This window comes from Stenotrophomonas sp. AB1(2024) (assembly GCF_037482345.1).
GTDB lineage: Bacteria > Pseudomonadota > Gammaproteobacteria > Xanthomonadales > Xanthomonadaceae > Stenotrophomonas.
Genome location: NZ_JBBHKO020000001.1, coordinates 3283696 through 3299754 on the forward strand (window position 1 = coordinate 3283696; position 16059 = coordinate 3299754).

Genomic DNA, 16059 nt, shown 5'->3' on the forward strand with positions numbered 1-16059 from the left:
GGCTCCTTCCTTCTTCTGGAGCAATGCCGATGTGGTCGACCCGAGCCCTGTGCTGCGCGTTGTCGCTGTTGATGTTGCCGGTGGGCGCCACGCGCGCCGGTGATGTGGCCTTCAGCGGCGTGCTGCCCAATGGCGCGGTGTTCACCCAGCGCGTGGAAAGCATGCAGGAGCGGCGTTTCCGCAACGTGGTGCGCCAACACACCGACTACAGTTGCGGCGCGGCCGCACTGGCCACGATCCTGCGTTATGCCTACCACCTGGACGCGGACGAAGGCACGGTGATCGAAGGCATGATGGGGGTCTCTGACCCCGACCTGGTCCATCAGCGTGGGTTTTCGCTGCTGGACATCAAGCGGTACGTGGAATCCATGGGCATGCGCGGACGCGGCTACCGCGTCAACGAAGAGCGCCTGCGCTCGCTGCGCGTGCCTGGACTGGTGTTGATGGATGTGCGGGGCTTCCGCCATTTCGTGGTCCTCAAGCAGGTCCGCGGTGACCTGGTGGACGTAGCGGACCCGATCCTGGGCAACCGCAGCATACCCGTCAACGAATTTCTCGAATCATGGCCGTCGCGGGCCGTGTTCGTCGTGATCGGTACCGATTTCGACCGAAACACGGTGTTGCTGCAGCCCGGCGAACAGCCCAGTGCGCGTTCGCTGTATGCACGGCAGGGACCGATCACCGACGCGGAACTGGTGGATTTCGGTTTCACCCATGCCGATCTGTTCTAGGAGGCACCATGAATATCGCAAACTGGACGCACAGTGCATTGCTCGTCGCGCTGCTCGGGATCGCCCCGGTGCAGGCCGCCGATGCACCCAAGGCGCAGGAGCAGGGACGCCCCGGCAAGGGATTGAGCGAAATCCCCGATCCGGAACTTAACCTGATGCGCGGCCGCTACACCGTCAACGGCAATGCCGTGGCCTGGTTCGGCGTGACGATGGTTTCCCAATGGCAGGCCGGCAACCAGGCCGCACAGAGCGCACTGACCCTGGGCATGGATTTCAGCCACGGTGGCAGCACGCCCAAGGTGAGCTTCACGCCCAGCGTCACGGTGACTGCGGCCGACGCGCCGCTGCCGCAGACTCCTGGGCGCAGCGTGGATTCCAGCGGGCTGCAGAACGTGGCCGGCCTCACCCAGAGCATCCAGGTGGCCGGTGACAACAACGTGGCCAGCAACGCCACCCAGTTGAACGTGCGCGAGGGCACCGCACCCACCTCCACCGAACAGAGCGCCCCGCAGGCCAGCGCGCAGCAGGGCGGCGTGAGCGCCGTGGCGCAGCAGGACGGCAACAGCGCCAACGTGCAGCTGCAGATCCAGGGCGTGGGCGCGGTCCAGCAGTGGATCCGCAATGGCAGCGTCGGCCAGAGCATTGCTGTTGCCAGTGATGGGCAATCGGCCAGCAACCGCATGCAGATCGACCTGGTGCGGCAGACGCTGGCCAACGGTGGGTCGCTGAACCAGAACGTGGCCCAGGCAATGAACCTGGTCCGTGGCGTAGGCGTGGGGCCCGGCCAGTAACACCGGCCGGCCGGGGGAACGAGACCAAACCGCAGGGCAGGGAAATGCACACCTCGATACGCATGACACCGCTGGCGCTGGCGGCGCTGGCACTGATGGCGTCAGCTGCGGCGGACGCGCAGAACGCGCCCGCCACCCCGGCCGACGAAGCCGACGTCAAGGCACTCATCCAGCAGCTGGAAACCCTCAAGGCCAATTACGCCCAGGAAGTGCGCCGACTGCGCGAACTGGACATGCAGGTGCAGGCCATGCAGGCTCGCCTGAGCGGCAAGACCGCACCCCTGGCCGGCGCCGCGCCGCCCGAGCCATTGCCGGCCAACACCCCGGCCGCACCGCCCACCGGCGATGGGTACGCCAGCACCGCTGCCGAAGCACAGCAGGCCAAAGAGGCCTCGCGCCGCAGCGTCGACGACGTCAAGCAACAGACCGCGACCCTGTTCACCCGGCGCTTCACCCTGGAAAACAGCCTGACCTACTCACGCTATGACCGCAAGCAACTCACCCTCAACGGCTTCCTCGCCCTTGATGCCATCTTCCTGGGCAACATCGCGATCGAGAACGTCGAGTCCGATACCCTGACCTACAACCTCGCCGCGCGCTGGGGCGTGAGCCCGCGCCTGGCACTGAACCTGGACGTGCCTTACCTGGCCCGGAAGACCGTCTTCCAGAAGGGCGGCGCCGGCGGCTCGGCCGCTGCCATCGCCCAGGAAGAAACCACCGGCAACGGCCTCGGCGACGTCAGCCTGAGCGCCAACTACAAACTGTTCTCCGAACGCGGGCGCTGGCCGGAAACCGTATTGACCGTCGGCGCCACCGCTCCCACCGGCCGCGAACCCTACGGCCTCAGCTGGAAAGTGCTGGAGCGTGATGACGACGACTTCATCCGTTTCGCCGTGCCCGAACAACAGCCGACCGGCAACGGCGTCTGGCAGGCCAATGTTGGCTTGTCGGCGGTCAAGACCGCCGACCCTGCCATCCTGTTCGCCAACCTCGGCTACATCCATTCGTTCGAGAACAGTTTCGACGACCTCGACGCCAACCCCGATACCGTCAACCCAGGTGACGTGAAACTCGGCGGCTCCTATTACTTCGGTGCCGGCGTCGCCTTCGCCTTCAACGAACGCACCAGCCTCAGCATCTCCTTCAGCGACAAGCTCAGCGCCCGCGCCTCCACCCGCTTCAAGGGCGGCCAATGGGTGAAGATCGTCGGCAGCGACGCCAATGCCGCCACGCTCAATCTGGGCATCACTTATGCGTTGAACCAGAACACCACGATCGTGAGTTTGTTGGGAATCGGGCTGACGCCGGATTCGCCGGACTTCACCTTGGCGTTCAAGGTGCCGTACATCCTGTAGCGCGCGTATCGACCAATCGCGCGATGTCGGGTTCATGAGGGCCGGCCACCGACCCGCCTCCGCCGGCCCCACGTCCGTACGTTCGCAAACCAAGGCTTTCCGCTTTCAACGCAGCTCAGGCAGAGCGAGTTGATGCTTCCGGCACAGGCGATACACCGTGACCCGAGAGACCTGCATCGTGCGAGCACAGGCGGTGATGTTGAATGCGTTTTCGCGCAATGCCTGCAGCAGCGCATCGCGTTCGGCGGCCTGGCGCGCGTCGTGGAGCAGCCGTTGCGGCATCTCCACCTGCGGCGGCAGCAGTTCCAGATCCGCCACGTCGATCAACTCCGCCTCGCTCACGATCGCCGCACGCTGCACCCGGTTCAACAGCTCGCGCACATTGCCCGGCCAGTTGAAACGCTGCAGCGCCCGCGCCGCTTCCGTGCTGAAGCCGCGCGCTCGCGTCACATGGCGCCGACGGAAGCTCGCCAGGAAGTGTTCCGCCAACAGCAGGATGTCGCTGCCGCGGTCGCGCAACGGCGGCATCGGCAGGCGCAGCACATTGAGCCGATAGAACAGATCGCGGCGGAACTGCCCGCGCTCCACCGCCTGTTCCAGGTCCACATGCGTTGCCGCCACCACCCGCACATCCACCGCCAGCGGATGGTTGCTGCCCACCCGCTCGATCGTGCCTTCCTGCAGCACCCGCAACAGGTTCGTCTGCGCATCCAGTGGCAGATCGCCGATCTCGTCCAGGAATACCGTGCCCCCGCTGGCCGTCTCGAACAGGCCCAGCCGCCGCGTCGCCGCCCCGGTGAACGCGCCGCGCTCGTGGCCGAACAGCTCCGACTGCATCAACGCCGGGGGAATGGCCCCACAGTTCACCGCCAGGAACGGGCGCGCGTGGCGCGGCGACAGGGCATGCAATGCCTGCGCCGCCAGTTCCTTGCCCGTACCCGTCTCGCCCGTGATCAACACCGGCAGCTCCACCGGCGCGAACTTGCGCAGCGCCGCCCGCGCCACCTGCAGCACCGCACTGTCGCCCACCAGCGCCTGCGCCCCGGCCGGGCCGCGCGATGCATCGCCGTCGGCCAGCTGCTGCAGCTGCTGCACCAGCCCGGACACATCCAGCGGCGCCGCATAGGTTTCGGCGCAGCACGCCAACAGCGCCTGCAGCGGCGCGTGCGCCGGCAGCGGCCCCGCTGGCAGGATCGCCAGCAGCCGCATGTGCCGGTGCTGTTCCAGCAGCCCCTGCAGGTGGTCCAGGTTGCCGGGGGGCGCGCCACGCAGATCCAGCAGCCCGACCACCAGGTCGTTGCTGCGCATGCCGATGGCCACGCATTCGTCGCTGGCGACGCCACGCACCTGCCACCCTTCCGCTGCGAGTGCGGCCCGCTCGGCCGCGTGGGGTTGCCCAAACCAGATCACACACCGGGCCGGATATTCAGGGACTGCCGCCATGCGTCACCTTTACTGGAAAGATCGCGGGCGGAGTCTGCTGGTCGGCGTGAACCCGGCGAGCCGCCCCACGCCGGGGTCAACAGCCCCTGCCGTACCCGGCCGGGACTGGTCGCGTGCTGTGGATTTGCTCGAACGACAGTAGGAACAACGCCAGTTGCCCCCCGTACCGGCCACCGGGTGGCCCAACGAAAAAGGCCGCTGCACAGGGCAGCGGCCTTCAGGTACAGCGGCCGGCGGGCCGGCTCAGAGCTCGACGCGGCGGGCCTGCATGAACTTGCCGCTCCAATAGCCCGAGACCAGGCTGTCCACGCGGACGTCCTTGCCGGTGCTGGGCGCGTGCAGGAAGCGGCCTTCGCCCACGTAGATGCCCACGTGGTCAACCCGACCCCTGCGGCCGAAGAACACCAGGTCGCCTGCAGCCAGCGCATTGCGGTCGTTGATCAGCTCGGCTTCGCCGTCATGGGCCATTTCACGCGAGACGCGCGGCAGCTCGATGCCCAGCGCGGTCTTGAATACATAGCCGACCAGGCCGCTGCAGTCGAAACCGCTGTCCGGCGAGGTGCCGCCCCAACGGTACGGGGTGCCCAGCAGGGTCATCGCACGGCGCAGCAGCGACTGCACCTTGCCGTTGTCGGCGGCGTCGCCGACCACGGCGCCGTTGGCGCCGGAGCTGGCATCGTAGTTGGCCAGCAGGCGGCTCAGGTCGCCGGCGAACATCGCCGAGCGGTCCATGAGCGGAATGGTGTCATTGGCCGCCAGGTGCGGAAGCAGGGCGGCGAGGGTGGCACTGGCAGCGGCATCGGCCTTGCTGCGGGCCGGCGCATCAGCCTTGGGCTTGGCGGCGGCGGGGATCCCGGTGGCGGCAACGGTGGCAACCGGAGCAGCATCGACGGCGGTCGTCGGTGCCGTCTGCGCCCAGGCCGGAAGGCTGGCCAGGCAGAGGGCGAAAGCGAGAAGAGCGGGGCGGGTAGTGCGCCGGAAAGTGGCGCTCTGGCCTTGGCACGTCAGGTCGGCTGTCGTCACGCGGCGGTCACTGAAAAAAAACGATGGGTGATGATGCCGTGTAACACGTGTGATTTGGTACAAATTTCGTTAAATTTTCGTTTACATGAATGTGACCGGCCGCACATTTTTGAACCTTTCCCCTGTTCATTTCAGTGAAGCACACGCTTCGCGCCCGTGTAGTGCTGCTTCCAGTAGGTGCCGCCTAGCGAATCCAGCCGGACCGTTCCGCCGGTGCTCGGGGCATGCACGAAGCGCCCCTCGCCCACATAGATGCCCACGTGGAAGACGTTGCCGCGGTCGCCGAAGAAGACCAGGTCGCCGGGCGCCAGCCGCTGCGGATCGATCTTTGGACCCTGCACGGCGGCCAGGTCGCGCGAGGTCCGCGGCAGCTTCAGGTCCAGCATTTCCCGGTAGACGTACGCCACCAGCCCGCTGCAGTCGAAGCCCGATTCGGGCGTGTTGCCGCCGTAGCGGTACGGTGTGCCGACCAGCCCGATGGCACGCATCAGCACCGCATTGGCTGCCTGGGGATCGTTGGGCGCCACTGTGGGCCAGACCTGGGTGGAGGTTGGCGGCGTGCCGGGGCGGGACGTTCTGCTCCCCCCGCAGCCCGCCAGCAGGGCCAGCGCGAGCAGGGCGGCAAGCCGGGCAACAGAGCGGGTCAAGCGCGGAACTGGCGTCATGTGCGTGATGTCCGGATAATGCGCGGCCTCAGATGGCCGTCATGATGGCGGCGTACTTGGCGGGCGACAACCCGTCCCACCCGTCTGCCCTGGCAGCCTCAGCACAAGAGTTCCGCATGAAGATCGAAAAAGACCGCGTTGTCCGCTTCCACTACACCGTTGCCGAGCAGGGCCAGGAGCCGATCGAGAGCTCGAAGGACCGTGACCCGCTGGCGATCCTGATCGGCCACGGCAACATCATTCCGGGCCTGGAAAACGCCATGATGGACAAGGAAGGTGGTGCCACCTTCGACGTCGATGTCAAGGCCGCCGATGCCTACGGCGAGCGCAAGGAAGGGCTTACCCAGCGCGTGCCGAAGAAGCATTTCGGTGACACCAGGCTGGTGAAGGGGCAGCAGGTGGTGCTGCAGACCAACTTCGGTCCGCGCGCCGTGACCGTTGAAAAGGTCGGCATGAGCGTGGTCGACGTGGACCTCAACCACCCGATGGCCGGCAAGGACCTGCACTTCTCGGTCGAGATCGTCGACGTGCGCGAAGCGGCGGCCGAGGAACTCGAGCACGGCCACGTGCACGGCGACGGCGGCCACCAGCACTGAGTGCGGATTTCCTGGCAGCCACGCAGGGCGTGGCTTTGCCGGGGTTACGCAGCCACGCAGGGCGTGGCTCTACCCGCCCCGTGTCCGCGAGTCGCCCGTGAAGCCTGCTCTCCCCACGCTGCAGCCGCTGGCTGCCGGCGACCGCATCGAAGTCATCGACATCCTGCGCGGGGTCGCGCTGCTGGGCATCCTGTTGATGAACATGGAAGCGCTGAGCGGCCCGCTGGACCTGGCGTTCACCGGCATCGACCCGCACTGGCAGGGCCTGGATTACTGGGCCGATGCGGCCATCTACGTGCTGGTGCAGGGCAAGTTCTTCACCTTGTTCTCGCTGCTGTTCGGGGCCGGCTTTGCAATCATGGCGCAGCGCGCCGAGGCGGCGCGTCGCGACTTCACCTCCTTCTACCTGCGCCGCAGCGGCGGCCTGCTGCTGATCGGCCTGTGTCACGCGCTGCTGGTGTGGTCCGGCGACATCCTGGTGATCTACGCGCTGGTCTCGCTGCCGCTGCTGGCCACGCGCGAAGCGCCGCAACGGTGGCTGCCGGCGATGGGGGTGATCACCTACCTGTGCGCGGCACTGATGATGCTGTTGCTGGGCGCGATGGTGGGCCTTGTGGGGCAGGTCGACGGCGAGGGAGGCACCCTGGGTTCGGCCATCGCGCAGGGCCAGCACACCGTGGAACTGCAACGCCAGGCGTACGGCCATGGCAGCTTCGGCCAGGCGGTGGTGCAGCGGGCCAGCGACCTGGGCACGGCCCTGTCCGGCGCGCTGATCATCGGGCCGGAAGTACTGGGCATGTTTCTGATTGGCAGCTGGTTCGCGCGCAGTGGCGCGTTCACCGACCCGGCGCGTTTCGAACGCCCGTACCGCTGGTTGCGGCGCGGCGCGTTGCCGTGCGGCCTGGTGTTGATGCTGGTCAGTGCGGCGTGGGTGCCATACCTGGCGCCGGGCACGTTCACGCCCACCACCGGTGCGGCCTACGCGGTGTCCTCGCTGGCCAGCCTGTTGATGTGCCTGGGCTACCTGGCCTGGATCGTGCACTGGCGGCAACGCCTGCGCGTGCTGGCGCCGATGGGGCGCATGGCGCTGACCCAGTACATCCTGCAGTCGCTGGTCTGCACCTGGCTGTTCTACGGCTATGGGCTGGGCGCGTTCGAGACGATGCCGCGTGCCTGGCAGATTCCGTTCGCCGTGGCGCTGTTCGCGCTGCAGGTGCTGCTCAGCCATGTGTGGCTGCGCCATTTCCGGTTCGGGCCACTGGAATGGATCTGGCGCGCGATGACCTACGGCCGCTGGCCAGCGTTGCGGCGATGAAACGATTCGAACCGCTTCGTCACGTTTGAATCGCAACGTGGCGTGGCATGCTGACGCCCATGACAACGCACTATGACTACGATCTGATCGTACTGGGCGGCGGCTCCGGCGGGCTGGCCGCAGCCTTCCGCGCCGCACAGCATGGCAAGCGGGTGGCGATGCTGGAACCGGGCGAACTGGGCGGCACCTGCGTCAACGTCGGCTGCGTGCCGAAGAAGGCGATGTGGCTGGCCGCCGACCTCGCCGGCCGCATCGGTCTGGCGGCGGCGATGGGCTTTGATGTACCCACGCGGCCGTCGCTGGACTGGAAGGAACTGGTGGTGCATCGCCAGGGCTATATCGCCAACATCCATGCCAGCTACCTCAAGCGCCTGAACGACAACAGCGTGGTGCGCGTGCCGCGCAGGGGCCGGCTGCTGGATGCACATACGGTGGAATGCAGCGACGGTATCCGCATTACTGGTGAGCACGTGTTGCTGGCCACCGGTGCGCATCCGCAGCGCCCCGACATTCCCGGCGCCGAGCTGGGCTCGGTCTCGGATGATTTCTTCAACCTGTGCGGCGCCCCGGGGCGCGTAGCCATCGTCGGCGGTGGCTACATCGCCGTGGAGCTGGCCGGGTTGCTGCAGGCGCTGGGCAGCCGGGTGACGTTGCTGGTGCGTGGCGAGCGGCTGCTGGAGCGCTTCGATGCCGAACTGACCGCGCAGCTGGCCGAGAACCTGCGCCAACAGGGCGTGCAGCTGCACTTCAATTACCGCTTGCGCGAACTGCGCCGCGACGGTGACGACCTCATCGCCCATGGCCACGATGGCCCGACCGAGCCACGCTTCGACCAGGTGTTCTTCGCTACTGGCCGACGCGGCAACAGTGCCGGGCTGGGCCTGGAGGCGCTGGGCATCGTGGTTGGCGACAAGGGCGAGGTCGAGGTCGACGATTGGCAGACCACCGCGGTGCCGAGCGTGCACGCGGTAGGTGACATCGCCGGCAAGGTTGGCCTGACCCCGGTGGCGATCGCCGCCGCGCGCAAGCTGATGGACCGGCTGTTCGGCGGCCAACCGCAGGCGAAGATGGATTATGAAAATGTTGCCAGCGTGGTGTTTTCGCACCCGGCACTGGGGGCGGTGGGGTTGAGCGAAGAAGAAGCGCGCGCGCGCCACGGCGACGTGCGCGTGTACCGCACCAACTTCCGCCCGATGCTGCAGGCCCTGGCCGACGGCACCCAGCGCAGCCTGTTCAAGCTGGTCTGCGTGGGCGAAGAAGAGCGGGTAGTGGGCGTGCACCTGCTGGGCGAATCGGCCGATGAAATCCTCCAGGGCTTCGCGGTGGCGGTAAAAATGGGCGTCACCAAAGCCCAGCTCGACGACACCGTCGCCATCCATCCGACCAGCGCGGAAGAGGTAGTGTTGATGCGCTGAAGCGCGCATCAACACAACTGCATATTCTCCGGCGCCCGTAGCAATTCGTAGCGCCTGGCCCTGCCTGGCGACCGCGCGCAGCGCGGCACAAGCCCCCGAAGCCAACTTGCCACGGCGCCCGCTTCCCGCCCGGAGTTGAAACCGTCCGAAGTTGAAACCCGCCGAAGCCAACCCGGCAGATGCGACAATCCCCCCGATGTCGCACGCACGCCCCACGTCCTCCCCACGCCTTGCCACCTCCGGCATCCTGCTCGCCGCCGTCGGCGCGGTCGCGGCCTCCGGCAAGGCCGTGATCGTCAAGCTGGCCTATCGCCACGGCGTGGATGCGACCACGCTGCTGGCGCTGCGCATGCTGATGGCGTTCCCGCTGTTCGCGCTGCTGGCGGTGTGGTCGGCCCGGCGCGCCACGGCGCTGTCCTGGGCCGATCGCGGCCGGGTGGTGTGGCTGGGCTTCACCGGCTATTACCTGTCCAGCCTGCTCGATTTCCAGGGATTGCAGTACATCAGCGTGACCCTGGAACGGCTGATCCTGTACCTCAATCCCACCCTGGTGCTGCTCATCAGCCTGGTGCTGCTGAAAAAGCGACCCGGGCGCTGGCAGGTGGCCGCGCTGGTGTTGAGCTATCTCGGCGTTCTGCTCGCCTTCGGCCACGACCTGCACCTGGAAGGCGGCCGCATCGTGCTGGGCAGTGCGCTGGTGTTCGCCAGTGCGCTCAGCTACGCGCTTTACCTGTTCGGTAGCGGGCAGGTGGTGGCGCGGATCGGCGCGATCCGGCTCACCGCCTATGCCAGCTGCGTGGCCTGCGTGCTGTGTGTGCTGCACTTCGCGGTGCTGCACCCGCTGCCGGTGCTGTTCCAGCAGCCGGTGCCGGTGTACTGGCTGTCGCTGGTCAATGCAACGGTCTGCACCGTGCTGCCGGTGGCGGCGATCATGCTGGCGGTGAAGCGGATCGGCTCGTCGTTGGCCGCGCAGGTGGGTATGCTCGGGCCGGTATCCACCATCGTGATGAGTCTATGGCTGCTCGACGAACCCATGGGCCCCTGGCAGATCCTGGGGACGGCGCTGGTGCTGGTCGGCGTGCTGCTGGTCAGCCGCGTGCGCGCGTGAAGAAGGCGGCCCCGGGCGGGGAAGCGCTTGACGCTGCCGCGCAGGCGCGCGAACGCATCCTTGCGGTGATCCGCGCCATTCCGCGCGGGCAGGTGATGGGCTATGGCCAGGTCGCCGCCAAGGCCGGGCTGCCGGGCCGGGCGCGACTCACTGCGCGGGTGCTGGGCATGAACGACGACCCGGACCTGCCGTGGCACCGGGTGCTGCGCTCGGACGGCCGCATCGCCATGCCGGAAGGCTCGCGTGGCTGGCGCGAACAGAACCAGCGGCTGCGCGCTGAAGGCGTGGTGATGGAGCGTGGCCGGGTCAAGCATATGCCGCGCGGCGGACATGATCTGGATGCTGCCTTGTGGGGGCCGGTCTAGACCTTCGGAAGCCGGCCAACGGCCGGGGTTGCCACGCCGCGCCTTCGGCGCGGCTATGATGGGCGCGGTTCCAAAGGATGCCCCCATGTTCCCGCGACTGCCCACCGTCACCAAGGCACTGTTGATCGCCAACATCGTGCTGTTCCTGCTGCAGCAGCCGTTCCTGCTCGGCAACGGCACGTTCGAGCCGTTCATGCTGCAACCGCTGCGCGGTGGCTTCGATCCGTTCTCGCCGGGGGGCAACTTCCAGCCGTGGCAGCTGCTGACCTACGGCTTCCTGCATGGCAGCTTCAGCCACCTGTTCTTCAACATGCTGGCGCTCTTCATGTTCGGGGCGCCACTGGAACAGACCTGGGGCGAGAAGCGCTTCCTGACCTATTACCTGGTGTGCGTGGCCGGTGCCGGCGTCTGCCAGTTGTTGGTGGGCGCGATGATGACCGACCCGGCCACCGTGCTGGGGGCCTCGGGTGGCGTGTTCGGCCTGTTGCTGGCCTACGGCATGCTGTTCCCCAACCAGCGCGTGATGCTGCTGTTCCCGCCCATTCCGATGAAGGCACGTACCTTCGTGATCGTGTTCGGCGTGATGGAACTGGTGCTGGGCGCCACCGGCTGGCAGCCGGGCGTGGCCCATTTCGCCCATTTGGGCGGCATGCTGTTCGGTTGGTTGCTGATCCGTTACTGGCGCGGCCAGCCGCCATTCAAGCGGCGTCCGCCGGGCGGCCCGAAGCGGCCCAACCACCTGCGCGGCGTGTAGAGCCACGCCCTGCGTGGCTGCTCTTCGCCAAGCACCGCGCAGCCACGCAGGGCGTGGCTCTACGCGCATGGACGAAGGGCGCCCAAAGGGCGCCCTTCATTCAATCCATGACCGCCTGGCTCAGCGCCAGATCCTGATCTGGTCGGTGTCCACGCGCTGCATCGGCTGGCCCGGCTTGCAGCTGAAGGTGGCGCCGAAAGCGGGCAGGTTGGACAGCGGGGCATTGGTGCGCCACTTGCCCGGGGCAAGCATGTCCGAGGTCAGCCGCTGCGCGGCTTCGTTCGGCGACAGCTGCTGCGGCCACAGGCTGGCCCAGGCACGGAAGAAGCCCTGCTGCGCGGCCGGCTTGGCATCGGGTTCCACCGACTTGTAGGCGGCCCATGCCAGTTCAACGCCTGCCAGGTCGGCCAGGTTTTCTTCGCGGGTCAGCTCGCCGTTGACCTTGGCCCCCTTCACGCCGGGGAAGTCGAGGCTGCTGAACTGCGTGGCTACGCGGTTGCCCAACAGGGTCCAGGCGGTCTTGTCGGCCGGGGTCCACCAGCTGCGCAGTTCGCCCTTGGAATCCACCAGCGAACCCTTGGCATCGATGGCACGGGTCAGTTCGTGGGCGACCAGCGCGCCGTAGCTGCCGAACTTGTCGGCGGTATCGGCCTTGGCATTGAACACCGGGCCCTGCAGCACGGCGGCGGTGACGATCAGGCGGTTCTGCGCGATGTCATAGGCCAGCGCCGGCTGCTGCGGCAGCACGTCCCAGCGGCGGTCGGCGTTGCCCTTGCCAATGCGCTTCATTTCCTCGCGGTGGCGCCAGGTCGAAGCGATCAGCATGTTGCCGCCAAAGCTGCCGCGGCCCATCGGCTGCACGCTGTAATCCAGGTCGCGCAGCGGGGTGCCGATCTCGATCTTCAGCGCGGCCAGCTTGGCCTGCGCTTCGCTCTTGGCTTCCGGGCTCAGCCAGGTGCTGGCCTTGACCGCCTCGATCTGGGTTTCGCGGATCTTGTCGACGATCACGCCCGCCTGGCGGCGGTCATCGGCCGACAGGTAACGCGCGGCGTACTCGCGGCCGACCATCGGGCCAGCGGCCACGTTCATCGCATTGAGCACCTGCTCCCAGCGCGCCGGGGCGATGGTTTCGCCGCGGATCACGCGGCCGCGGAATTCAAACTCCGCATCGCGGTAGGCCTTGGACAGGTACGGGGCCATGGCATCGCCCACGCGCCAGCGCAGGTAGGCCTTCCACTGGTCCGGCTTGATCCGGGCGACCATGCCGTCGAGCTGCTTGAACAGCGCCGGGTCGGACAGCGACACCAGGTCGTCGTTGACGCCCTGCGCCTTGAGGAAGGCGTCCAGCTGCAGGTTGCGGAAGCGGCTGTTGAGTTCCTTGGTGGAAATCGGTGCGTAGTTGTTGAACGGGTTGTTGATGCCAGCCAGCGACTGCGCGTTGCGCGCCAGCTCGGTTTCCAGCGCGATCACCGCCTGCGATTCGGCCTCCAGCTTGTCGGCCGGGGTGCCGGTCAGGGCCAGGATCTGCTTGACGTAAGTACGGTAACGCCCCATCAGGGCCACCGTGTCGGCGTCGGTACGGGTGTAGAAGGCCGGGTCCGGCAGGCCCATGCCGCCCTGCATGAAGTAACCGATATGGCGGTCCAGCGCCTTGAGGTCCACATCCGGGGCGAAGTTGAATGCCACCGGGATGCCGACCTGATGCAGCGCGGCGATCGAGGCCGGTACATCCTTGGCTTTCTTGATGGCGTTGATGCGGGTCAGCAGCGGTGCGATCGGATTGGAGCCGTCGGCTTCCACGGCGGCTTCGTCCAGGCCGCTGGCCCAGAAGTCGCCCAGCAGCTTCTGCACATTGCCCTGCGGTGCCTTCATCGCGCTGTCCAGCAGCTCGCGCTGCTGCACGCGGGTGCGCTCGGCCAGCTGTCCGATCGCGGTGGTGGCACCGGTCTGCGGCACCGGGTTGGCCTTCAGCCAGCTGGCATTGGTGGCATCGTAGAAGTCGCTGCACTGCGCGCTGACCGCAGGCGCACGGCTGGCCGCCTTCTTCTTCGGGGCGGCGGACGCGTCGGTGACGACCAGGGTGGCCAGGCCCAGGCCGAGGGCAATGGCGAGCGGACGAAGGTTGGGCATGCGAAACAAATCCAAAAGGATTGAAGACCGCGGAACTATAGCAAGCCGCGATGAAAACGCGGCATGCAGAAAAAAGGCCCGGGGTTTCCCCCGGGCCTTCTGCTTCAACGCATCACGCCGTGGCGCGACCGATTACCAGATCACCACCTGCTTGTCGCCTACGCGGACCATCGGCGAACCGGGCTTGCACTCGAACGCGGCCGCGAAGGTCGGCAGGTTCGACGGCGCGCCCATGGCACGGAACGCAGCCGGGGCGTGCGGGTCGGTGGCCAGGCGGACCTTGGCGTTTTCCGGGGTGTACTTGGTGCGCCACACGGTGGCCCAGTTGAAGAAGAAGCGCTGGTCGCGGCTGAAGCCGTCCACCTTCGGGTCTTCCTTGCCGGCGCTGGCCTTCTGCAGGGCGTCGTAGGCGGTGGCCAGGCCACCCAGGTCGGCGATGTTCTCGCCCAGGGTCAGTTTGCCGTTGACCGCCTGGTCGCCCACCTTGTAGCCGTCGAACTGGTTGACCAGCTTGCCGGTCAGGCCGCTGAAGTTCTTGGTGTCCGCATCGGTCCACCAGTTCTCGAAGTTGCCGGTCGGCCCGAAGCGGCTGCCCTGGTCGTCGTATCCGTGGGTCATTTCATGGCCGATCACCGCACCGATGCCGCCGTAGTTCAGCGCGTCGTCGGCCTTCGGGTCGAAGAACGGCGGCTGCAGGATGGCGGCCGGGAACACGATCTCGTTCTGCAACGGGTTGTAGTAGGCGTTGACCGTCTGCGGGGTCATGCCCCACTCGGTCTTGTCCACCGGCTTGCCGATCTTGCCCAGCGCCCACTTGTAATTGAATTCGTTGGCGGCGCGCACGTTGCCGAAGTAGCTGTCACGGCCGGTGGTCAGGCCGCTCCAGTCGCGCCACTTGTCCGGGTAGCCGATCTTCGGGGTGAAGGTTTCCCACTTGGCGATGGCCTTGGCCTTGGTTTCATCGCTCATCCAGGTCAGGCCCTGGATGCGCTCCTTCAGCGAGGCAGCCAGGTTCTTGACCAGTTCTTCCATCTTGGCCTTGGCTTCGGGCGAGAAGGCGACCTTGACGTACAGCTGGCCGAACGCTTCACCGGCATCGTTTTCGATGGTGCCCAGCACGCGCTTCCAGCGCGGCTTCATTTCCTTCTGGCCGTTGAGGGTCTTGCCGTAGAAGTCGTAGTTTTCCTGCACGAAGGCATCGGCCAGGTACGGCGACGCGCCGTCAATGGTGCGGAAACGCAGGTACGAACGCCACACCGACGGATCGGTGTCGCCCAGCGCCTTGCTCACTTCCTGGTGGAAGCTGGGGATGGCCAGCGAGAACTTCTCCGGTGCGGCAATGCCCTGCGCTTCGAAGAACCTGCTCCAGCTGAAATTCGGGGTCAGCTTGTCGGCGTCGGCCACGGTGACCGGGTTGTAGTACAGCGAGACATCGCGCGAGAGCTGTTCGCTGGACTTGGAGGCCTTGGCCAGGCGGGTTTCGAACTTGACTACGTCCGCCGCCTGCTTGGCGGCGTCGGCGGCGGCCACGCCGGACAGTTCCAGCACCTTGGCCACGTGGGCCTGGTAGGCCTTGAGCTTGTCGGCGTTCTTGGCGTCGGTGTAGTAGGTGGTATCGGGCAGGCCCAGGCCGCCCTGGCTCGCGTACGCCATGTTCATGCTGGAGTTCTTGAAGTCCGCCTCCGGACCGAACCCGAACAGCACGTTCTCGCCCTTGGCGGCGGTGGTGCGCAGGTAATCGGCGATGGCGTCCTTGTCCTGCAGGCCGTCGATGGCGGCCAGGTCGGCCTTGATCGGCTCGATGCCCTGCGCGTTGATCTTGGCCTCGTCCATGCCGGTGGCCCAGAAATCGCCGACGATCTTTTCGATGCCGGTCGGGTTCTTCACCGCCGCGACCTGTTCGGCCAGCTGGTGCTGCACGGCGACCGAGCGCTCGTCCAGGATGGTGAAGGCGCCCCAGCTGGTGCGGTCGCCCGGGATTTCATTGGCGGCCAGCCACTTGCTGTTCACGAAATCGCCGAACGCGGTGCAGGCGTCCAGGCTCTTGTCCAGGTCGGACGGGTGGAAGGCGTTGTAGGCCGGCAGCTTGGCTTCGTCGAGCTTGAAATCGGTGGCAGCCGGGGTGGCGGTGGAGGCCGCGCTGTCCGTAGCCGGGGTTTCGTTCTTGCCGCAGCCAACCAGCGCGGCCGAAACGGCCAGGGTCAGCAGAACAATCTTGGGAGTGCGAGAGATCACTGGTTGGGCCTCCGGGCCGAAGAATCTTTCAGGATGGTCCCTGGAAGGGAACCGTGGGCCAGACGATACGCCGCTGACCCGGCCTGCAAGGGTGTCGAAGGTCATGGCCGTTGGCAAGCCGGTGCAACGTGGC

General features: G+C 66.9%; 14 protein-coding genes. 9 read left to right on the forward strand and 5 right to left on the reverse strand.

What is annotated here, in order from left to right:
- Positions 1-29 precede the first annotated feature (29 nt).
- The 3 genes from WIX41_RS14725 to WIX41_RS14735 are packed head-to-tail and all read left to right on the forward strand — an operon-like array spanning position 30 to position 2877.
- A complete protein-coding gene (locus tag WIX41_RS14725; protein WP_339448736.1) occupies positions 30-731 on the forward strand; it encodes a C39 family peptidase in 702 nt (233 codons plus the stop codon).
- Positions 732-739: 8 nt separating this feature from the next.
- The gene (locus WIX41_RS14730; protein WP_339448738.1) at positions 740-1522 is read left to right on the forward strand and encodes a hypothetical protein; all 783 of its coding nucleotides are present in this window, start codon (positions 740-742) and stop codon (positions 1520-1522) included.
- 44 nt (positions 1523-1566) lie between these two features.
- Entirely contained in the window at positions 1567-2877 is a 1311-nt protein-coding gene (locus WIX41_RS14735) for a transporter (RefSeq protein ID WP_339448740.1), read from the forward strand.
- Between the two features lie 105 nt (positions 2878-2982).
- On the opposite strand, the gene WIX41_RS14740 is transcribed toward WIX41_RS14735, so the two are convergent.
- From WIX41_RS14740 to WIX41_RS14750, 3 genes are all read right to left on the reverse strand, one after another.
- Positions 2983-4320, reverse strand: a complete 1338-nt coding sequence (locus tag WIX41_RS14740; RefSeq protein WP_409187412.1) for a sigma-54 interaction domain-containing protein — start codon at positions 4318-4320, stop codon at positions 2983-2985.
- A 243-nt stretch (positions 4321-4563) separates the two neighbouring features.
- On the reverse strand, positions 4564-5343 hold the full coding sequence (locus tag WIX41_RS14745; RefSeq protein WP_339448744.1) for a C40 family peptidase: 780 nt from the start codon (positions 5341-5343) through the stop codon (positions 4564-4566).
- A 131-nt stretch (positions 5344-5474) separates the two neighbouring features.
- Positions 5475-6008, reverse strand: a complete 534-nt coding sequence (locus WIX41_RS14750; protein WP_339448746.1) for a C40 family peptidase — start codon at positions 6006-6008, stop codon at positions 5475-5477.
- Between the two features lie 116 nt (positions 6009-6124).
- Between WIX41_RS14750 and WIX41_RS14755 the strand changes: the two genes are divergently transcribed.
- From WIX41_RS14755 to WIX41_RS14780, 6 genes are all read left to right on the forward strand, one after another.
- On the forward strand, positions 6125-6604 hold the full coding sequence (locus WIX41_RS14755) for an FKBP-type peptidyl-prolyl cis-trans isomerase (protein WP_339448748.1): 480 nt from the start codon (positions 6125-6127) through the stop codon (positions 6602-6604).
- Between the two features lie 97 nt (positions 6605-6701).
- Positions 6702-7919: a DUF418 domain-containing protein gene (locus WIX41_RS14760; RefSeq protein WP_339448749.1), complete on the forward strand. Its 1218-nt coding sequence runs from the start codon at positions 6702-6704 to the stop codon at positions 7917-7919.
- A gap of 59 nt (positions 7920-7978) precedes the next feature.
- Complete coding sequence (gene gorA / locus WIX41_RS14765) at positions 7979-9334, forward strand: glutathione-disulfide reductase (RefSeq protein WP_339448751.1); 1356 nt, start codon at positions 7979-7981, stop codon at positions 9332-9334.
- Between the two features lie 196 nt (positions 9335-9530).
- The gene (locus tag WIX41_RS14770; protein ID WP_339448753.1) at positions 9531-10442 is read left to right on the forward strand and encodes a DMT family transporter; all 912 of its coding nucleotides are present in this window, start codon (positions 9531-9533) and stop codon (positions 10440-10442) included.
- Positions 10439-10807 carry an MGMT family protein gene (locus WIX41_RS14775; protein ID WP_339448755.1) on the forward strand — a complete coding sequence of 123 codons (369 nt, stop codon included), beginning with the start codon at positions 10439-10441 and terminating at the stop codon, positions 10805-10807. The genes WIX41_RS14770 and WIX41_RS14775 overlap by 4 nt, the downstream gene beginning before the upstream one ends.
- Before the next feature lie 85 nt (positions 10808-10892).
- Positions 10893-11561, forward strand: coding sequence for a rhomboid family intramembrane serine protease (locus WIX41_RS14780; RefSeq protein WP_339448756.1), 669 nt, complete (start codon positions 10893-10895; stop codon positions 11559-11561).
- 120 nt (positions 11562-11681) lie between these two features.
- Here WIX41_RS14780 and WIX41_RS14785 read toward each other — a convergent pair whose 3' ends face one another.
- On the reverse strand, positions 11682-13691 hold the full coding sequence (locus WIX41_RS14785) for a M13 family metallopeptidase (protein ID WP_339448758.1): 2010 nt from the start codon (positions 13689-13691) through the stop codon (positions 11682-11684).
- A 132-nt stretch (positions 13692-13823) separates the two neighbouring features.
- Entirely contained in the window at positions 13824-15923 is a 2100-nt protein-coding gene (locus tag WIX41_RS14790; RefSeq protein ID WP_409187511.1) for a M13 family metallopeptidase, read from the reverse strand.
- Positions 15924-16059: the final 136 nt, after the last annotated feature.

What these genes read in the sequence shown, in the direction of transcription:
- WIX41_RS14725 (WP_339448736.1), top strand. Translation starts at nt 30, where the DNA reads ATGTGGTCGACCCGAGCCCTGTGCTGCGCGTTGTCGCTGTTGATGTTG.
- WIX41_RS14730 (WP_339448738.1), top strand. Translation starts at nt 740, where the DNA reads ATGAATATCGCAAACTGGACGCACAGTGCATTGCTCGTCGCGCTGCTC.
- WIX41_RS14735 (WP_339448740.1), top strand. Translation starts at nt 1,567, where the DNA reads ATGCACACCTCGATACGCATGACACCGCTGGCGCTGGCGGCGCTGGCA.
- WIX41_RS14740 (WP_409187412.1), bottom strand. Translation starts at nt 4,320, where the DNA reads ATGGCGGCAGTCCCTGAATATCCGGCCCGGTGTGTGATCTGGTTTGGG.
- WIX41_RS14750 (WP_339448746.1), bottom strand. Translation starts at nt 6,008, where the DNA reads ATGACGCCAGTTCCGCGCTTGACCCGCTCTGTTGCCCGGCTTGCCGCC.
- WIX41_RS14755 (WP_339448748.1), top strand. Translation starts at nt 6,125, where the DNA reads ATGAAGATCGAAAAAGACCGCGTTGTCCGCTTCCACTACACCGTTGCC.
- gorA (WP_339448751.1), top strand. Translation starts at nt 7,979, where the DNA reads ATGACAACGCACTATGACTACGATCTGATCGTACTGGGCGGCGGCTCC.
- WIX41_RS14770 (WP_339448753.1), top strand. Translation starts at nt 9,531, where the DNA reads ATGTCGCACGCACGCCCCACGTCCTCCCCACGCCTTGCCACCTCCGGC.
- WIX41_RS14780 (WP_339448756.1), top strand. Translation starts at nt 10,893, where the DNA reads ATGTTCCCGCGACTGCCCACCGTCACCAAGGCACTGTTGATCGCCAAC.
- WIX41_RS14785 (WP_339448758.1), bottom strand. Translation starts at nt 13,691, where the DNA reads ATGCCCAACCTTCGTCCGCTCGCCATTGCCCTCGGCCTGGGCCTGGCC.